This is a genomic window from Lentzea sp. CC55 (assembly GCF_021056325.1).
GTDB lineage: Bacteria > Actinomycetota > Actinomycetes > Mycobacteriales > Pseudonocardiaceae > Lentzea > Lentzea jiangxiensis.
In genome coordinates, this window is the sequence record NZ_JAJCXE010000010.1 from 1 (window position 1) to 15,030 (window position 15,030).

Sequence of the window (15,030 nt, forward strand, 5' to 3'; positions counted from 1 at the left end):
CAACACTGAACGCGGTCACCACGCACTCGACGGGCACCCACCCATCAGCCGCGTTCAGTCACCAACCTCATGACCAAGTACACCTAGGGCGTGGTCAGGTTCATCCACCAGACGATGGCGCCGGCGCGGCCGTTGACGTCGAGCGTCGTGTAGATCCGCTGGAGGTGGTTCTGCACGGTCTTGGGGGACAGGCCGAGCGACTCCGCGACCACCGCCGTGCTCGCCCCGGCCGCCACGAGCCGCAGCACCTCGATGCCGCGCTTGGTGAGCCCGGCCCGCAACGCGCGGGCGATCCGCGTGTTCGTGTGCTCGGCGGTGCCCGCCTCGTGCAGCTCGCCTGCGGGTGGGACGCGCACCACCCCGGTCTCGCGCTGGGGTCCGAAACGCTTGTGCGCCAACTGATCCACGAGTCGTGACGACAGGTCGTGCTCGCGCATCCGCAGCAGGTCGCGGCCTTCCTGCAGCTCCCACAGCCGGTACTGCTCCAGCTGCATCCGCGCGTGCCGCAACGCGCGTTCGAACTCGCCGGACCGCTCGTAGGCCTCGCTCAGCCGCTGGTGCGCGTGCACCGCGACCTCGCGCGCCAGGCAGCTCATCGCGAGCTCGGCGGCCTGGGCCAGCTGCGCGATCTCGTCGGAGTGCCGTCCGCGGGCCCCGCTCAGCCGGGCCCGCACCATCAGCGCCTCCGCCAGCGCCACCGGGCGGTCCCTGCCCGCGAGCAGCTGGTCGGCGCGCTGCCAGCTGCGGTGCGCGCGGTCGAGCTCTCCCAGGTCGATGCGCACGTGCGCCAGCAGGACGTTGACCATCGCCATCCGCACCGGGTCGCCGACCTGCTTCCACCGGTCGCGCACCCGCGCGCACAACGCCTCCGCCCGCCGGAGCTTGCGCACGCACGGTTCCCCGTCGAGGCTGCACCGGTTGTCCTCGGTGCGGATCATGCAGTGCTCGTGGAACTGCATGCGCATGACCCGCGCCTGCTCGAACAGCACCGAGCCGATCAGCTCGCTGTCGCCGGTCAGCTCCGCGAGGCCGAGCGCGCGGGCGAAGGAGTTGAAGCTGCGCTCCCGCGAGTCGAGCCGCAGCTCCACGACGGCGCGGGAGAAGCTGCACCGCGCCTGGAGCCCGATGTGGCGGTTGGCCGCCGCGATCTCCTGCACCCTGTCGATCGTGTCGAGCGCGCTCGGCCACAACCCGCGCTTGCCGAGGGCCACCGACTGCGCCAGCACACCCTCGGCGACGCCCTCCGCGTCGTCCAGCCACGCGAACGCGGCCACCGCCTTCTCCGCGAGCTCCAGCGCCTCGCCCGGCCTGCCCTCGTCCAGGGCGATGCGCGCCTCGCGCAGGTCGTGCACGGCGTTGGACCGCGGATCAGCCGTCCTGCCCGGAATCGTCATGGTCGAGCCCCCTCACCCGGGGCCCGACCCTAGTGGTGGTCGCGCAGCTGGCGTTTCACCACCTTTCCGGCCGCGTTGCGCGGCAGCTCGTCGACGAAGAAGACGTCGCGGGGAACCGAGTACCGGGCCAGGTTCGCCTTCACGTGCTCGCGCACGCGTTCGGCTGTCAGGGTTTTCGCGCCGACCACGTAAGCGGCGAGGCGCTGGCCCCACTCCTCGTCGGGAACGCCGAGCACCGCGACCTCGGTGACGCCGTCCAGGGTGGAGAGGAGGTCTTCGACGTCGTGCGGGTACACGTTCTCGCCGCCCGAGACGATCATCTCGTCGTCGCGGCCGGCGACGAACAGCAGGCCGTTCTTGAGGTAGCCGAGGTCGCCGGTCGACATCAGGCCGTCCAGCGACTCCTTGCTCGTGCCGTTGGTGTAGCCGTCGAACAGCATCTCGTTGCCGACGAAGATCCGCCCCGTCTCACCCGGTGCCACGGGCTTGCCGTCGTCGTCCACAACGGCCAGCCGGGTCCCGAGCGGTGGTTTCCCCGCCGTGCCGGGTTCGGCGAGCATCTCCTCGGGGGTGGCGATGCTGGCCCAGCTCACCTCCGTCGACCCGTAGAGGTTGTAGAGGACGGGGCCGAACTCCTCGAGCGTGCGGGCGGCGACGCGCGGCGGGAGGGCGGAGCCGCTGGAGGCGATGACCCGCAACCGCGGCCGGTGCGGGGTTTCCAGCATGCGTTGCAGCATCACGGGGACGACGAACATCGCGGTGCACTTCTCGGCGTCCCGCAGCGCCTGCACGGGGTCGAACCTGCGGCGCAGCACCAGGGTCGCGCCGAGCACGAGGCCGAGCTGGAACGCGGCGAGGCCCCAGGCGTGGAACAGCGGCGAGGTGATCGAGATGACGTCGCCGTGCCTGAGGGGGATGCGCGACAGCAGGGCGGCGGCGGGGGCGAGGCTCGCGGGCTCCGGGCGGCGGGCGCCCTTCGGGGTGCCGGTGGTGCCGGAGGTGAGGACGATCAACCGGCCGCGCGGGGGCCTGCGGGGGAGCGGGGTGGTGGGCCCGTTCGCGATCAGCGACTCCAGCTCGTCGGCGAAGAACACCGGGACGCCCGCGGGCAGCACGCCGGCGAACTCGCGGTCGGCGACGATCCTGTCGATCTCCTGGTCCCGCGCGACCCGGTCGAGCTGGCCCGCGCTCAGGCCGGTGTTGAGCAGGACGGCGTCGGCGCCGACCTTCGTGCACGCGGTCATCGTCTCGACGAAGGCACGGTTGTTGCGGCACAGCAGGCCGACGCGTTCCCCGGTGCGGAAGGCGTGCGCGAGCCTGCTCGTGCGCTCGTGCACCTGCGCGTAGGTGAGGACGCCGTCGTCGTCGACGATCGCGGCGCGGTCCGGGTGCCGTCCCGCACCTGTCTGGTAGCCCCACGCCAGCGTGATGTTCCAGTGGAGGTAGCCGAGCAGGGCGCCGGTGAGCCCTCGCGGGCCCAACGGCCGGATCACTCCGGCTTTCACCAGGGTCAGCAGCACACGGGTCACCATGGACCCCACTGTGCCAGCTACCTACTCATCAGTAGGTAATGCTGTGACGGCAGTCACATGTCGGTGTTGGACGCGCTCACGACGGCATCGCGCAGCGCCGCCCGCAGGCGGCCGACCTCCAGGGGCGTCAGCACGGCGGCCTCCCCCGGCGGCACGGTGACCACCACGTGTCCCTGGCTGACGAACACCGTCATGTCCCGTCGGCGCGAAGCGATGTCGCGGCAGCTCACCTGCCACTCCTCTTTTGCTCCCACGGGGTTCTTCCTCCAGCTCGTTCGGCGCACCGGCGCGGCGGTGCCGGCGCTCGCACAGGTGAGACGTGCGCGACCGGCGATCATGACGGAGGTTTCCCGTTCCTCCGCCGGGCGACCGCGCCGAGCTGCCGTTAGCGTCGCACGTGGGACAAGAGTCGGTCACCTGAAGGGGTGAAGATGGCGGAACCACAACGCATCGTGATCGTGGGAACCGGCCTCGCCGGCGCCTCCGCCGCGGGCGCGCTCCGAGACCGCGGTTACGGCGGCGAGATCCTGATGTTCGGCACCGAACACCGCCGTCCGTACGAGCTTCCCGCGCTGTCGAAGGACCTTTTGCTGGGGAAGGCCAACGAACCGGCGTGGGTGCACGAGCCGGGTTTCTACTCCGACAACGAGATCGACCTGCGGCTCGGCGTGTCCGTGCTGGAGCTCCGGCCGGGTGATCACACGGTCGTGGACTCCGAGGGGGCCGTGCGCTCCTACGACCGCCTCCTGCTCGCGACCGGATCGCGCCCGCGTGTTCTGCCTGGGGCACAAGGACATGTGCTGCGAACGCTGGACGACGCGGTGGCGTTGAAGTCCGCGCTGCGCGAGGGCAGGCACGTCGCGATCATCGGTGCCGGCTGGATCGGCTGCGAGGTCGCGGCGGCTGCCCGCGCTCACGGCTGCCGCGTCACCGTGGCCGACCCGCTGGCCGAGCCGCTCGTGCGCGTGCTGGGTCCCGAGATGGGGGCGGTGTTCCGCGGCCTGCACGCCGACCACGGCGTGGAGTTCAGGCTGGGCACGGGTGTCGAGGGCTTCTCGCCGTCCGGAGTGCGGCTGGACGACGGCACGGAGCTGATGCCGGACGTGACCGTGCTGGCAGTCGGGGCGTCACCGCGCCTCGAACTGGCCGAGGCCGCCGGCCTGGAGCTCGCCGGGGGCGGTGTCGCGGTCGACGCCGCGCTGCGCACCTCCGCGCCGGACGTGTTCGCCGCCGGTGACGTCGCGGCGCAGGACCACCCGCGCCTCGGCCGGCGCGTCCGCGTCGAACACTGGGCGAACGCGAAGGACCAGGGCACGCACGTGGCGGGCTCGCTGCTCGGCCTGGACGAGCCGTACCTCGAGTCGCCGTACTTCTTCAGCGACCAGTACGACCTCGGCATGGAGTACCGCGGCCTCGCCGGTCAGGACGACGAGCTGGTCGTGCGCGGGGACGTGGCCTCGCGGGAGTTCGTCGCGTTCTGGCTGCGCGACGGGCGGCTGCGGGCGGCGATGAACGTCAACGTGTGGGACCACGGCACCGCGCTCAAGGCGCTGGTGGACGCGCAGGCGGCGGTCACGCCGGAGCAGCTGCGCGAGGCGGACCTGGGATCGCTCGCCTAGCTGCCGAACACCCCCTCCCGACAAGCCGCGGCGCCGGCAAGACGACGATCGCTACCGCGGTGCCGGACTGTCGTGTCGTAGAACTCAACGACTGGTGTCACTCCTGCGGCCGCCAGGGTCGCACAACCTCGTCGCAGCCGATCCTTTCCCGCTTCACCGTCCTGCCTTCCTGAGACTTCCGGGCGATCTCCCCGTCGAGCGCTTGAACGCGACGTTGAACGCGCTCGACGAAGAATATTCAAGATGTCGCGCAATCTGATCGACCGACATCTCCGTGGTCTCCAAGAGGTTGAGCGCCAGCCGCATCTTCCACTGCAGCACGTACGAGGCCGGGGGAATCCCCGCGCTTTCGCGGAACTTCTCGATGAAGACCGTCCGTGAAAGCCCGCACGCGCGCGCCAAATCCCCGACCGACAGGGCGAACTTCCGCTCGTGGTGGATCAGTCTCACGGCAGGGGCGAGCATCGGATCCGCAAAGAGGTGGATCCAACCGGCGGGAAGTGTCAAGCCAGCCGACAGCCATTCGCGCATGACGTGTATGAAGAGGATCTCCAGAATGTGTTCGGAGGCGCGGTGGGATGCGGGCAGCCGGTGCTTCATCTCGACGTCCAGCTGCCGCAGGAGCCATCCCATTGCCGGACCGGCGTTCGATTCAGCGGAAACATGGGTGACAGCCGGCACGGCCTGCTGCAGGAACAGATCACCCCCGCCTCGCAGATCGATGTGCGCGGTGACGCACACGGTCTCATCGTCAGGCGAGGGCGAGATGTCCTGCTCGCCGAGGACGGCCTGGGTGGGGGCCATGTCGAGCTTCGTGCCGAACACGAACGGAGACCGGCCATCCAGGACAAGTGCTTCACCGGCTGCTACTTCGAGCCGCTCCGACTCGTTGCCGAGGCGGAACTTGATCCGCCCTCGTGTCACCGCCAGGACCTTGACCCTGCCGGGTGGTGGCGATCGGATCAGCCAATCGCCCGAACCGGATCGATGGCCGGCGAGGGTGCAGCTGAGGCGTAATGTGCTCATCACGCCGGAAAAAATGTCTTCGCCGGTCATGATTCTCCGGTGTCAGGCGTTGATCTCGTCCCACCACTCCAGCGAGAACGAGTCGATCATCTCGCTGAAGGCCTCGCTGATTTCCGGTGTGGTGGCGCGCCAGGCGGCGTAAGCGGCCTGATCCTCTTGGGAATCCCACTGCTCGATCAGCATGAAGTTGTCGGGATTTTCCGCCTCGCGCACCACGCGCAGGCCGATGAGTCCCGGACGGGAGCGCGTGGCAGCCAGTGTGACCCGGTAGAAATCGATGACGTCTGATGCGCGGCCGGGCTTGGCCGTGACTTTCAGCAGAGCGGTGTGTGCCATGAGGAGCCTTCTTCTGGGGAGTGGCCGGTTCGGCCTGGAACTACCTGTCGCAGGTCGCTCAGCCGAAGCTACAGGCTCCGATGCGGACCGCGATCGTCATTCTGGCCGCCGTTGTTGTCAATGCGTACGGGGTGACCGGGCGGTACGCGCCTCGGGTGGCCGGGCACACCGGCAATCCTGTCGCCGCCGGCCAGGTGAGCACCGCGCCGCCGGCGCAGGCGATCGGATGACGCAGCTACAAGATCCGCGGGAAGCGCCCTGGCCCCTGAGCCTCAGATGCAGGAGCCGTGCATCGGGCCCTCGCCGCGCGAGAGGTCCTGCAGGGCCCTGCGGATGATCGCCATCTCCTCGTGCGTGAAGCGGGAGCGGAAGGCGCGCTCGACCTCGGCGAGCGCGTCGCCCGCCTCCTTCTGCAGCTCCCGGCCCCGGTCGGTGATCACCGGTGTGCGCACTCGCCGGTCGTTCGGGTCGGGCACGCGCATCACGAGGCCCGCTCGCTCCAGCTTGTCGAGCTCGCTCGTCAGCGTGGTCTTGTCGAGGCCGAGCATCGCGCCGAGCTTGAGCTGCGTGCGCTGGACCTCTTCGCTGGCGAGCGCCTGCAGCACCAGCTGACCGCGCAACGACACCCCGAACTTCGCGATCTCCTCGGCGTACGCGGCCCCGACGCGCTGGGTGGCGCGGTGCAGCAACCAGTTGAAGTCCCACTTCTCCAAGCAGGCTTCGACGAGTTCGGGCTGCTCCTCCATGTGTTCCATCCTACATCCCGGAAGAGATGTTCTCAGCTCAGAACGTCTTGACTCAGAAGTTCTCTACTCGTATGTTCTGGGCATGACCAATCTGCTGCACATCGACACGAGCATCCGGTACGAGGGGTCCGTGACCCGCGAGGTCTCGAGCGCGTTCGCCGAGAACTGGCGCGCCGCGAACCCCGGCGGCGGGTACGCCTACCGGGACCTGCACGCGTCGCCGGTCCCGCACAAGGACGGCACCGACCAGGGCATCGCCGCCGACCTGATCGCCGAGGTCGACGCCGCCGACGTGATCCTCATCGGCGCGCCCATGTACAACTTCTCGATCCCGTCGACCCTGAAGGCCTGGATCGACCAGGTCGCGACCTCCGAGCACTTCGCCCGGGAGGACGGCACCTTCGCCTGGGGCGGCAAGCGCGTCGTCGTCGTGACGGCACGCGGTGGCTCGTACAAGCCGGGCACGCCACGGGAGGGGTTCGACTTCCAGGAGCCGTACCTGCGCGCGGTGCTGTCGATGGTCGGCCTGGACCACAACCTGGAGTTCGTGCACGCCGAGCTGACCCTGGCGGACGTCGTGCCGCAGATGCACCAGTTCCGGGAGCTGGCCGTCGAGTCGCTGGCCGACGCGCACCGCGTGGTCAAGGAGCTCGCCACGGCCTAGTGTCGGTCGCGTGATCGACAAGGTGGCCTGGGTCCACGTCATGGACGGGCGCGTGCTGGTCGCCCGCTCGCACGGCAAGGACACGTTCTACGTGCCCGGCGGCAAGCGCGAGCCGGGGGAGTCCGACGTCGAGGCGCTCGTGCGCGAGATCCGCGAGGAGCTGTCGGTCGACGTCTCCGACGCCGCACCGCTCGGGGTGTTCGAGGCTCAGGCGCACGGTCGTGCCGAGGGGGAGACCGTGCGGATGACCTGCTACTCGGCGTCCTTCACCGGGGAGCTGGCGCCGGCGAGCGAGATCGCCGAGCTGGCGTGGTTCACCACCGCCGACTCCGGCCGGGTCTCACCGGTCACGCGGGTCGTGTTCGACCACCTGCGGGACATCGGGGAACTGTCCTGACGTTCGCGGACCGCGGCCGTCCCGGAGAACGACGCGGGACGGCGAGCACCGCTCCCCGTCCCCACTCCAACGTATAGCGCACCCCTGGTCTTGCGGCAAGACCCCGTGCGTCCCCCATGATTCCCCGGCCAACGCCACCACCAGGGGAAACGGGGACTCCATGATCGACGTCGTCATCGCCGGCGGCGGGCCGACCGGCATGGTGCTGGCCGGGGAGCTTCGTCTGCACGGCGTGAGCGTGGTCGTGCTGGAAAGGGAGCGGGAACCGACGAAGGTCGTCCGGGCTCTCGGACTGCACGCGCGCAGCATCGAGGTGCTCGACCAACGCGGCATCGCCGAGCGGTTCCTCGACGCCGGGCGGACGCACCCGCTGGCCGGGTTCTTCGCCGGGATCGAGCGGCCCGCGCCGCGGCGGCTGGGCACGAAGTACCCGGTCGTGCTCGGCCTGCCGCAGCCGCACGTCGAACGCCTGCTCACCGAGCACGCCGTCCGGACCGGTGCCGAGATCCGGCGCGGCAGCACGCTGACCGCGTTCAGCCAGGACGACGACGGCGTGACGGCCGGGCTCGCGGACGGCACGTCGCTGCGGGCGCGCTACCTCGTCGGCTGCGACGGCGGCCGCAGCACCGTGCGCAAGCTGGCCGGCATCGGCTTCCCGGGCGAACCCACGCGCGTGGAGACGCTGTTGGGCGAGATGGAGATCGGTGTCCCGTGGGAGGAGGCGATGCCCTTGGTGCTCGAGGTCCGCAGGACGCAGAAGCGGTTCGGCATCGGCCCGATCGGCGGCTCCGCGACGTACCGCGTGGTCGTGCCGGCGGACGGGGTGAACCCCGACCGCTCGGCCATGCCGACGCTCGGCGACTTCAAGGAGCAGCTGCGGCGCGTGGCGGGCACCGACTTCGGCGTGCACTCCGCGGTGGCTGTCCCGCTTCGGCGACGCCACCCGGCAGGCCGAGCGCTACCGGTCCGGCCGGGTGTTCCTCGCGGGCGACGCCGCGCACGTCCACCCGCCGACCGGGGGCCAGGGCCTCAACCTGGGCGTGCAGGACGCGTTCAACCTCGGCTGGAAGCTCGCGGCGGCCGTGCGCGGCTGGGCACCGCCCGGGCTGCTCGACACCTACGAGGCCGAGCGGCACCCGGTGGCCGAGGAGGTGCTGGACAACACGCGCGCGCAGGTCGAGCTGATGAAGGTCGAGCCGGGTCCGCAGGCGGTCCGGCGGCTGCTGACCGAGCTCGTGCGGTTCGAGGAGGTCAACCGGTACCTGGTCGAGAAGATCATCGCCGTCTCGATCCGGTACGACTTCGGATCGGAGAACGACCTGGTCGGGAGGCGGATCGACGACCTGGCGCTCGAGCGCGGCGGGCTCTACGGGCGGATGCGCGCCGGGCGCGGGATCCTGCTCGACCAGTCCGGCTCGCTCTCGGCCGGGGGCTGGGCGGACCGCGTCGACCACCTCGTCGAGGTCAGCGAGGACCTGGACGTGCCCGCGGTGCTGCTGCGGCCGGACGGCCACGTGGCGTGGGCGGGCGAGGACCAGGAGGGGCTCGAGGCCGAGCTGACCCGCTGGTTCGGGACGGCCTGCTGAGGTCACCCGTTCGAGGGCCCGCGACGCTTTGCCACACTGTGCGGCGTGTCCGAGCCGATGACAGCGGTGCTCCTGCGTGCCGCGGAGCTCACCGCCTCGGGGAAGCCGCGGCAGGCGATCGACCTGTTGCGGCCCCTCGTGGCGGCGAACCCACGGCACGCCGAGGCGTGGTGCCGGCTCGCGGCGGCCCACCTCGACCTCGGCGAGGCGGACCAGGCCCTCGACTCGGCCAAGCGCGCGATGGTCCTCGACGGCGAGCCCGCCTGGCCGCAACGCCTCGCGGCGCTGGCCCTGAGCGACCTCGGCCGTCACCAGGAGGCGGCGGTCGCGGCGCGGGAGTCCGTGCGGCGCAAGCCCGGCGACTGGCGCTGCTACGTCGTGCTCGCCGAGGTGCTCGCGGACGTCCCGGACGGCGCCGTCGAGGCGTTCGACTCGGCACTGCACGCCTCGCAGCTCGCCTCGACCGAACCGCGGGCGTTCCAGGTGCTCGGCGACGCGGCCCTGCGGATGCGCGACTGGGGCACCGCCGAGCACGCGTACCGGACGGCGATCAAGCTCGACCCGTCCGACGCCGACTCGAAGGCCAACCTCGCGACCGTGCAGCGGCGCCGCGGCGCCAGGCCCGCGCCGGTGCGGTTGAACAAGTTGCAGGTGTGGCGTGCGCTGCGCACGCTGTCGTTGCTGCTGATCGGCGGCGGTGTGCTCGCGCTGATCGCCGGCATGCCCCGGCCCACGCCCTACCTCGGGTTCTTCACCGGCGCGATCGTCCTGTGCTGCCTCGTCGTGGCGTTGCGGCTGCGCCCGTTCTCGCTGCTGTTCAGCCTGCGCAAGCTCGCCGTGACGGTGTCGCTGCTCGGTGTCTCGGCGCTGGTCCTGACCGCGTGGACCGTCGCGTTGCTGTTCGGCGCCACCACGATGCAGCCACTTGTGCTTTCCTGGTCGTGCGCTGTCGTGGCGGGAGCGCTCGTCTACGTCGGTGGAGGCAGGAAGCGGTGATGCGTCGCAACGCGGTCGCGCTCGCGTTCATGCTGTTCCTCGGACAGCTGTTCGTCGTCGCCGCGCCCGCCGAGCCCACCGCCACCGGATCCGTCGTCCGGCACGGTCACGAGTTCGCGAACCTCCCCGTCACGACGCCCAAGCCGCACAACGTCCAGGCCGCCCAGGTGCCGCAGGCCCAGCTGCCGATGGACGTGCCGCCGGTCGCCAGGCCCGCGCTGCCGATGCGGTTCGTCGTCTCCTTCGCCCGCCGCGTGCACCGCACGCCCGAGGGCATCCGCTGGACCCCGCAGCGGGACCGTTCCCCGCCTTCCGGTCGCTGAGAGCTCGTTTCCCAGCAACTTCTTCCGGAAGGTCCACCCACCCATGTCGCGCGACAACGCGCGGCGGGGTCTTCTCGTGCGCGGTCTCCTAGCGCTCGGGATCCTCGTCGCCTCCGCTTTCCTGCTGCTCACCACCGATCCCCGCCTGGGCCTCGACCTGCGCGGCGGCACCCAGATCGTCCTCGAGGCCAAGGGCGACTCCGACGCCGCCGACCGCTCCCTCGAGGTCCTGCGCCGCCGCGTCGACGCGCTCGGCGTCGCCGAACCGGTGATCGCCCGCTCCGGCGAGAACCGCATCGTCGTGGAGCTCCCCGGCGTCCAAGACCCCGAGGAGGCCGTGAAGGTCCTCGGCCGCACCGCCCAGCTCACCGTGCAGCGTGGCGGCGAGACCGTGATGACCGGCGAGGGCATCTCGGACGCCCAGTCCGTGCGCAACCCGCAGGGCGCGGGCTTCGTCGTCAACATCCAGTTCCAGGGCGACGCCCCCGGCAAGTGGCAGAAGGTCACCGGCGAGGCGGCCTGCGAGCCGTCCGGCACCCCCGGCCGCCAGATCGCGTTCGTGCTCGACGGCAAGCCGATCTCGTCGCCCGAGGTCAGCCTCGACACCCCGTGCGGCGGCGGTCAGGCGGGCGGCGCCACGACGATCACCGGCCGGTTCTCCCAGCCCGAGGCGAAGGAGCTGGCGCTGGTCATCCGTTCCGGCGCGCTGCCCGTGCCCGTCGAGGTGATCGAGCAGCGCACCGTCGGTGCCACCCTCGGCGCCGAGGCCATCGAGGCCAGCGCCCAGGCCGCGATCATCGGCATCGCCTTGACCTCGCTGTTCCTGATGTTCGCCTACCGCCTCGCGGGCTTCCTGGCCGTCGTCGCGCTGGTCGGCTACGCGGGCGTGGCCTACGCCGGACTGCTGGCGGTGGGGGCGACCCTGACCCTGCCGGGCCTGGCCGGCTTCGTGCTGGCGATCGGCATGGCGGTCGACGCGAACGTCCTGATCTTCGAACGGGCGCGCGAGGAGTACTCGCGCAAACCCAACCTCCGGCGCGCGTCGGAGAAGGGCTTCAGCGGCGCGCTGAGCGCCATCGCCGACTCGAACGTGACCACGCTGCTGGCGGCGGGTCTGCTGTTCTGGCTGGCCACGGGCCCGGTCCGGGGCTTCGGCGTCACGCTGACCATCGGTGTGCTGGCGTCGATGTTCAGCGCCCTGGTGCTCTCACGCGTGCTCGTGGTGTGGGTGCTCGGCACCCGGTTCGTCGCCCGGCGCCCCCGCCTGAGCGGCCTGCACACGCTCGGCTGGGTCCGTCAGCGCCTGTCCGCCGTGCTGTACCGCCGCCCGTCCCGGTGGCTGCTCAGCGCCGGCGCCCTGGTGCTCGTGGCGTTCGCCGGCCTGCTCGTGCGAGGCCTCGACCTGGGCGTCGAGTTCACCGGCGGCCGCATGCTCGACTTCACCGCGGGCGGCGCCGTGGACGCCGGTCGCGTGCGCGGCGCCCTGGCCGGCGCGGGCTTCGGCGACGTGGTCGTCTCGTCCTCGGGCAACGAGGTCTCGCTGCGCACCGGCCCGATCGACGACGCGACGTCCACCCGCATCGGCCAGGTCGTGTCGTCCGCGGTCGACGGCGGCGCCCGCCAGTCGAGCAACGAGCTGATCGGCCCGTCACTCTCCTCCGAGCTGCGCCGCAACGCCGTCATCGGCCTCGCCATCGCCGTCGCGGCCCAGCTCGGCTACCTGGCCGTCCGCTTCGACTGGCGCCTCGGTCTCGCCACGGTCGCCGCGCTGATCAGCGACGTCCTGGTGCTGGTGGGCCTGTTCGCGTGGATGGGCAAGACCGCCGACGGCGTGTTCCTCGCGGCCCTGCTGACTGTGATCGGCTACTCCGTCAACGACTCCGTGGTCGTCTTCGACCGCCTGCGCGAGCTGCGCGGGTCCCGGCTGAAGAGCCCGTACCCGGACGTGGTGTCCGACGCGGTGGTGCAGACCGTGCCCCGCACCGTGAACACCGGTATCGGCGTGCTGTTCGTGCTCGCCGCCCTGCTCGTGCTGGGAGACGGCTCGCTGGCCGACTTCGCGACGGCGTTGCTGATCGGTCTGCTGGCGGGCACGGCGTCCACAGTGGTCACCGCGGCACCGGTCGCCATCTGGCTGGAGTCGCGCTGGCCACGCCGAGCGGTTTCGGGGAAGAACGCGGTGGCGGCGCGGGCCTAGCAAGCGCGGCTCGCTTCGTAGCAGAGTAGGCGGCATGACCTCCTTCGCCGCGTACCAGAACGAGATCTACCTGCAGGGGCTCGGCGGCGCCGTGCCGCCGTTCACCACCGACCCGGACGCGCTGGAGCAGTCCGCGCGCGAGAGGCTCGGGCCGGGGCCGTTCTGGTACGTGGCGGGAGGCGCCGGGTCGGGTGCCACCGTGCGGGCGAACCGCGACGCGTTCGAGCGCGTGCGGATCGTGCCGCGGATGCTCACGAACGCGACCGAGCGGCACCTCGGCGTGAGCGTCCTCGGCGCCGAGATGCCGGCGCCGGTGATGCTCGCACCCGTTGGCGTGCAGTCGATCCTGCACCCGGACGGCGAACTGGCGACCGCCCGGGCCGCGGCGGAGCTCGGGGTGCCGATGGTGCTGTCCACGGCGTCGTCGCACACCATCGAGGAGGTCGCCGAGGCGTCGGGTGACGGGCCGCGCTGGTACCAGCTGTACTGGCCGAACGACCCCGAGGTGTGCGCGTCGCTGCTGGAGCGGGCGAAGAAGGCCGGGTACACGGCGCTCGTCGTCACGCTCGACACGTGGACGCTCGCGTGGCGGCCGCACGACCTCGACCAGGCCTACCTGCCGTTCCTGCGCGGGGTGGGCACGGCGATCCCGTTCAGCGACCCGGCTTTCCGCGCCGGGCTGCAGAAGTCGCCGGAGGAGGACCTGCCGATGGCGATCCTGCGGTGGGTGGGCATGTTCACCGGCACCGACAAGTCGTGGGACCAGCTGTCGTTCCTGCGCGAGCACTGGGACGGCCCGATCGTCCTCAAGGGAATCCAGCACCCGGACGACGCGCGCCGGGCCGTCGAGTCCGGAATGGACGGTGTCGTCGTGTCGAACCACGGCGGGCGCCAGGTCGACGGGGCGGTCGGGTCGCTGGACGCGTTGCCGGCGATCGTCGAGGCGGTGGGGGAGCAGGTCGACGTGCTCTTCGACTCCGGGATCCGCACCGGCGCGGACGTCGTGAAGGCGCTCGCGCTCGGGGCGAAGGCCGTGATGGTCGGGCGGCCCTTCGCCTACGGGCTCGCGCACGGCGGCCAGGTCGGCGTGAAGCACGTGCTGCGGAGCCTGCTCGCGGACTTCGACCTGACGCTCGGGCTCTCCGGTCACCGGAGTCCGGCCGAGCTGGGGCCGGACGCGGTGCGGTTCGCCTGAGAACGGCGACGGCCGGGCCGCGGCAGCGACCCGGCCGTCGAACAGGCGCCTCCTACGGCATGGTCGCCGTCATGTGCGCCAGCGTGCCGAAGTCGGCCGGCTGCACCCGCAACCAGCCGTCGCTCTTGGCCGCCAGGTACCGCCCGCTCGGCGTGTCGATGAACGTCAGCGGATGGGCGCAGCGCTGCTTGCGGCCGAGGTGGTCGCGCTTGGCCGAGAAGAGCTGACCGCCCGCGGTGCGCGGCTGGCCCATGATCTCCTTCAGCTGCGCGACCAGCTGGTCGTTCGGCGTGCTGGTCGGACGACTCTGCTGCAGGAACGAGCCGGTGTCCTCGTAGGACGGCTGCCGCTTCTGCTGCAACGCGTCCTCGGGCACCGTGATCGGGTTGCCCCGGCCCGCTGGCGTGGGCGGCAGCGCGCCGACCAGGGCCTGCGGGGCCTCCTCGGGGCGGATCGGCTCGAGCACGAACTGCTGGTCCGGCGTGAGCACGATCCGCAGGGCGTCCTGGCCGTTCGTCACGACGAGCACGCTCTGCTGCGGGCCGTCCTTCAGGCTGAAGAACGCCCAGTACTCCACGCCGGCCTCGACCACGAGCCGCAGCGCGTTCGCCAGGTCCGGGTGGATCTGGTTGCCGCGCGCGAGCCCGTACTGCTCGAGCTGGGCCCACGCCGACCGCTGCAGCCGTTCGAGCTCGCTCACGTCGCCCGACGCGAGGAGTTCCTCGTCGAAGTCGACCTGGGCGAGCAGCGCACGGTGCATCGTCGGCAGGCCCGCGGCGTGCCACGCCTGGTAGAGCGCCGTGACAGGGATGGCGACCCTGCTGCGAAGCACGTCGTCCCCCTATCCGCCGATGACCGGCGGAGCGACCAGCGTTCCGTCGCCGAAGATGTCCTCGGTCTCCTGCAGGTAGGACGCGGACTTGTGCTCCTTGTCCTCCTCGCCCTGCCCACGACCGGCACCGGCGCCCATGCCGCCCGCGCCCATGCCCGCCGCGCCACCGCGACCGGCCGCGCCCGCC

Annotated in this window: 15 protein-coding genes and 1 pseudogene; 9 read left to right on the top strand and 7 right to left on the bottom strand. The window is 71.3% G+C overall.

What is annotated here, in order from left to right; all coding sequences use genetic code 11:
* Window positions 1-83: 83 nt before the first annotated feature.
* The 3 genes from L6E10_RS07095 to L6E10_RS07105 are packed head-to-tail and all read right to left on the bottom strand — an operon-like array spanning window position 84 to window position 3,180.
* A complete protein-coding gene (locus L6E10_RS07095; protein WP_236217977.1) occupies window positions 84-1,394 on the bottom strand; it encodes a helix-turn-helix transcriptional regulator in 1,311 nt (436 codons plus the stop codon).
* Between the two features lie 29 nt (window positions 1,395-1,423).
* The gene (locus L6E10_RS07100) at window positions 1,424-2,926 is read right to left on the bottom strand and encodes an AMP-binding protein (protein WP_236217979.1); all 1,503 of its coding nucleotides are present in this window, start codon (window positions 2,924-2,926) and stop codon (window positions 1,424-1,426) included.
* Between the two features lie 53 nt (window positions 2,927-2,979).
* Window positions 2,980-3,180: a hypothetical protein gene (locus tag L6E10_RS07105; protein ID WP_236217981.1), complete on the bottom strand. Its 201-nt coding sequence runs from the start codon at window positions 3,178-3,180 to the stop codon at window positions 2,980-2,982.
* Between the two features lie 177 nt (window positions 3,181-3,357).
* On the opposite strand from L6E10_RS07105, the gene L6E10_RS07110 reads away from it, so the two are divergent.
* Window positions 3,358-4,545 carry an NAD(P)/FAD-dependent oxidoreductase gene (locus L6E10_RS07110; protein ID WP_236217983.1) on the top strand — a complete coding sequence of 396 codons (1,188 nt, stop codon included), beginning with the start codon at window positions 3,358-3,360 and terminating at the stop codon, window positions 4,543-4,545.
* 153 nt (window positions 4,546-4,698) lie between these two features.
* Here L6E10_RS07110 and L6E10_RS07115 read toward each other — a convergent pair whose 3' ends face one another.
* Both L6E10_RS07115 and L6E10_RS07120 read right to left on the bottom strand, forming a co-directional pair.
* The gene (locus tag L6E10_RS07115; protein ID WP_236217985.1) at window positions 4,699-5,601 is read right to left on the bottom strand and encodes an AraC family transcriptional regulator; all 903 of its coding nucleotides are present in this window, start codon (window positions 5,599-5,601) and stop codon (window positions 4,699-4,701) included.
* 12 nt (window positions 5,602-5,613) lie between these two features.
* Window positions 5,614-5,907, bottom strand: a complete 294-nt coding sequence (locus tag L6E10_RS07120) for a putative quinol monooxygenase (protein ID WP_236217987.1) — start codon at window positions 5,905-5,907, stop codon at window positions 5,614-5,616.
* 20 nt (window positions 5,908-5,927) lie between these two features.
* Here L6E10_RS07120 and L6E10_RS07125 point away from each other — a divergent pair, with 20 nt between their 5' ends.
* Window positions 5,928-6,137: a hypothetical protein gene (locus L6E10_RS07125; RefSeq protein WP_236217988.1), complete on the top strand. Its 210-nt coding sequence runs from the start codon at window positions 5,928-5,930 to the stop codon at window positions 6,135-6,137.
* Between the two features lie 42 nt (window positions 6,138-6,179).
* Here L6E10_RS07125 and L6E10_RS07130 read toward each other — a convergent pair whose 3' ends face one another.
* Window positions 6,180-6,653, bottom strand: coding sequence for a MarR family winged helix-turn-helix transcriptional regulator (locus L6E10_RS07130; protein WP_236217990.1), 474 nt, complete (start codon window positions 6,651-6,653; stop codon window positions 6,180-6,182).
* An 82-nt stretch (window positions 6,654-6,735) separates the two neighbouring features.
* On the opposite strand from L6E10_RS07130, the gene L6E10_RS07135 reads away from it, so the two are divergent.
* The 7 genes and pseudogenes from L6E10_RS07135 to L6E10_RS07165 all read left to right on the top strand — a co-directional run bounded on the left by L6E10_RS07135 (window position 6,736) and on the right by L6E10_RS07165 (window position 14,011).
* Complete coding sequence (locus L6E10_RS07135; RefSeq protein WP_236217992.1) at window positions 6,736-7,317, top strand: FMN-dependent NADH-azoreductase; 582 nt, start codon at window positions 6,736-6,738, stop codon at window positions 7,315-7,317.
* Window positions 7,318-7,327: 10 nt separating this feature from the next.
* Entirely contained in the window at window positions 7,328-7,714 is a 387-nt protein-coding gene (locus L6E10_RS07140) for an NUDIX domain-containing protein (RefSeq protein ID WP_236217994.1), read from the top strand.
* 160 nt (window positions 7,715-7,874) lie between these two features.
* Window positions 7,875-9,300: pseudogene (gene rox, locus L6E10_RS07145) on the top strand (rifampin monooxygenase).
* Window positions 9,301-9,345: 45 nt separating this feature from the next.
* A complete protein-coding gene (locus L6E10_RS07150; RefSeq protein WP_236217996.1) occupies window positions 9,346-10,296 on the top strand; it encodes a tetratricopeptide repeat protein in 951 nt (316 codons plus the stop codon).
* A complete protein-coding gene (locus L6E10_RS07155) occupies window positions 10,296-10,619 on the top strand; it encodes a hypothetical protein (RefSeq protein ID WP_236217998.1) in 324 nt (107 codons plus the stop codon). Before L6E10_RS07150 ends, L6E10_RS07155 begins: the two co-directional genes overlap by 1 nt.
* Window positions 10,620-10,662: 43 nt before the next feature.
* Complete coding sequence (secD, locus tag L6E10_RS07160) at window positions 10,663-12,816, top strand: protein translocase subunit SecD (RefSeq protein WP_236218000.1); 2,154 nt, start codon at window positions 10,663-10,665, stop codon at window positions 12,814-12,816.
* 34 nt (window positions 12,817-12,850) lie between these two features.
* Window positions 12,851-14,011 (top strand): lactate 2-monooxygenase, encoded by a 1,161-nt coding sequence (locus tag L6E10_RS07165; protein ID WP_236218002.1) that lies wholly within the window; start codon window positions 12,851-12,853, stop codon window positions 14,009-14,011.
* Window positions 14,012-14,063: 52 nt separating this feature from the next.
* On the opposite strand, the gene L6E10_RS07170 is transcribed toward L6E10_RS07165, so the two are convergent.
* Entirely contained in the window at window positions 14,064-14,843 is a 780-nt protein-coding gene (locus L6E10_RS07170; RefSeq protein WP_236218004.1) for an ESX secretion-associated protein EspG, read from the bottom strand.
* Between the last annotated feature and the right edge of the window lie 187 nt (window positions 14,844-15,030).

Excerpts from the sequence above, each read along its gene's own strand:
- L6E10_RS07095 (WP_236217977.1), bottom strand. The coding sequence starts at position 1,394 with ATGACGATTCCGGGCAGGACGGCTGATCCGCGGTCCAACGCCGTGCAC.
- L6E10_RS07100 (WP_236217979.1), bottom strand. The coding sequence starts at position 2,926 with ATGGTGACCCGTGTGCTGCTGACCCTGGTGAAAGCCGGAGTGATCCGG.
- L6E10_RS07110 (WP_236217983.1), top strand. The coding sequence starts at position 3,358 with ATGGCGGAACCACAACGCATCGTGATCGTGGGAACCGGCCTCGCCGGC.
- L6E10_RS07115 (WP_236217985.1), bottom strand. The coding sequence starts at position 5,601 with ATGACCGGCGAAGACATTTTTTCCGGCGTGATGAGCACATTACGCCTC.
- L6E10_RS07120 (WP_236217987.1), bottom strand. The coding sequence starts at position 5,907 with ATGGCACACACCGCTCTGCTGAAAGTCACGGCCAAGCCCGGCCGCGCA.
- L6E10_RS07130 (WP_236217990.1), bottom strand. The coding sequence starts at position 6,653 with ATGGAGGAGCAGCCCGAACTCGTCGAAGCCTGCTTGGAGAAGTGGGAC.
- L6E10_RS07135 (WP_236217992.1), top strand. The coding sequence starts at position 6,736 with ATGACCAATCTGCTGCACATCGACACGAGCATCCGGTACGAGGGGTCC.
- L6E10_RS07155 (WP_236217998.1), top strand. The coding sequence starts at position 10,296 with ATGCGTCGCAACGCGGTCGCGCTCGCGTTCATGCTGTTCCTCGGACAG.
- secD (WP_236218000.1), top strand. The coding sequence starts at position 10,663 with ATGTCGCGCGACAACGCGCGGCGGGGTCTTCTCGTGCGCGGTCTCCTA.
- L6E10_RS07165 (WP_236218002.1), top strand. The coding sequence starts at position 12,851 with ATGACCTCCTTCGCCGCGTACCAGAACGAGATCTACCTGCAGGGGCTC.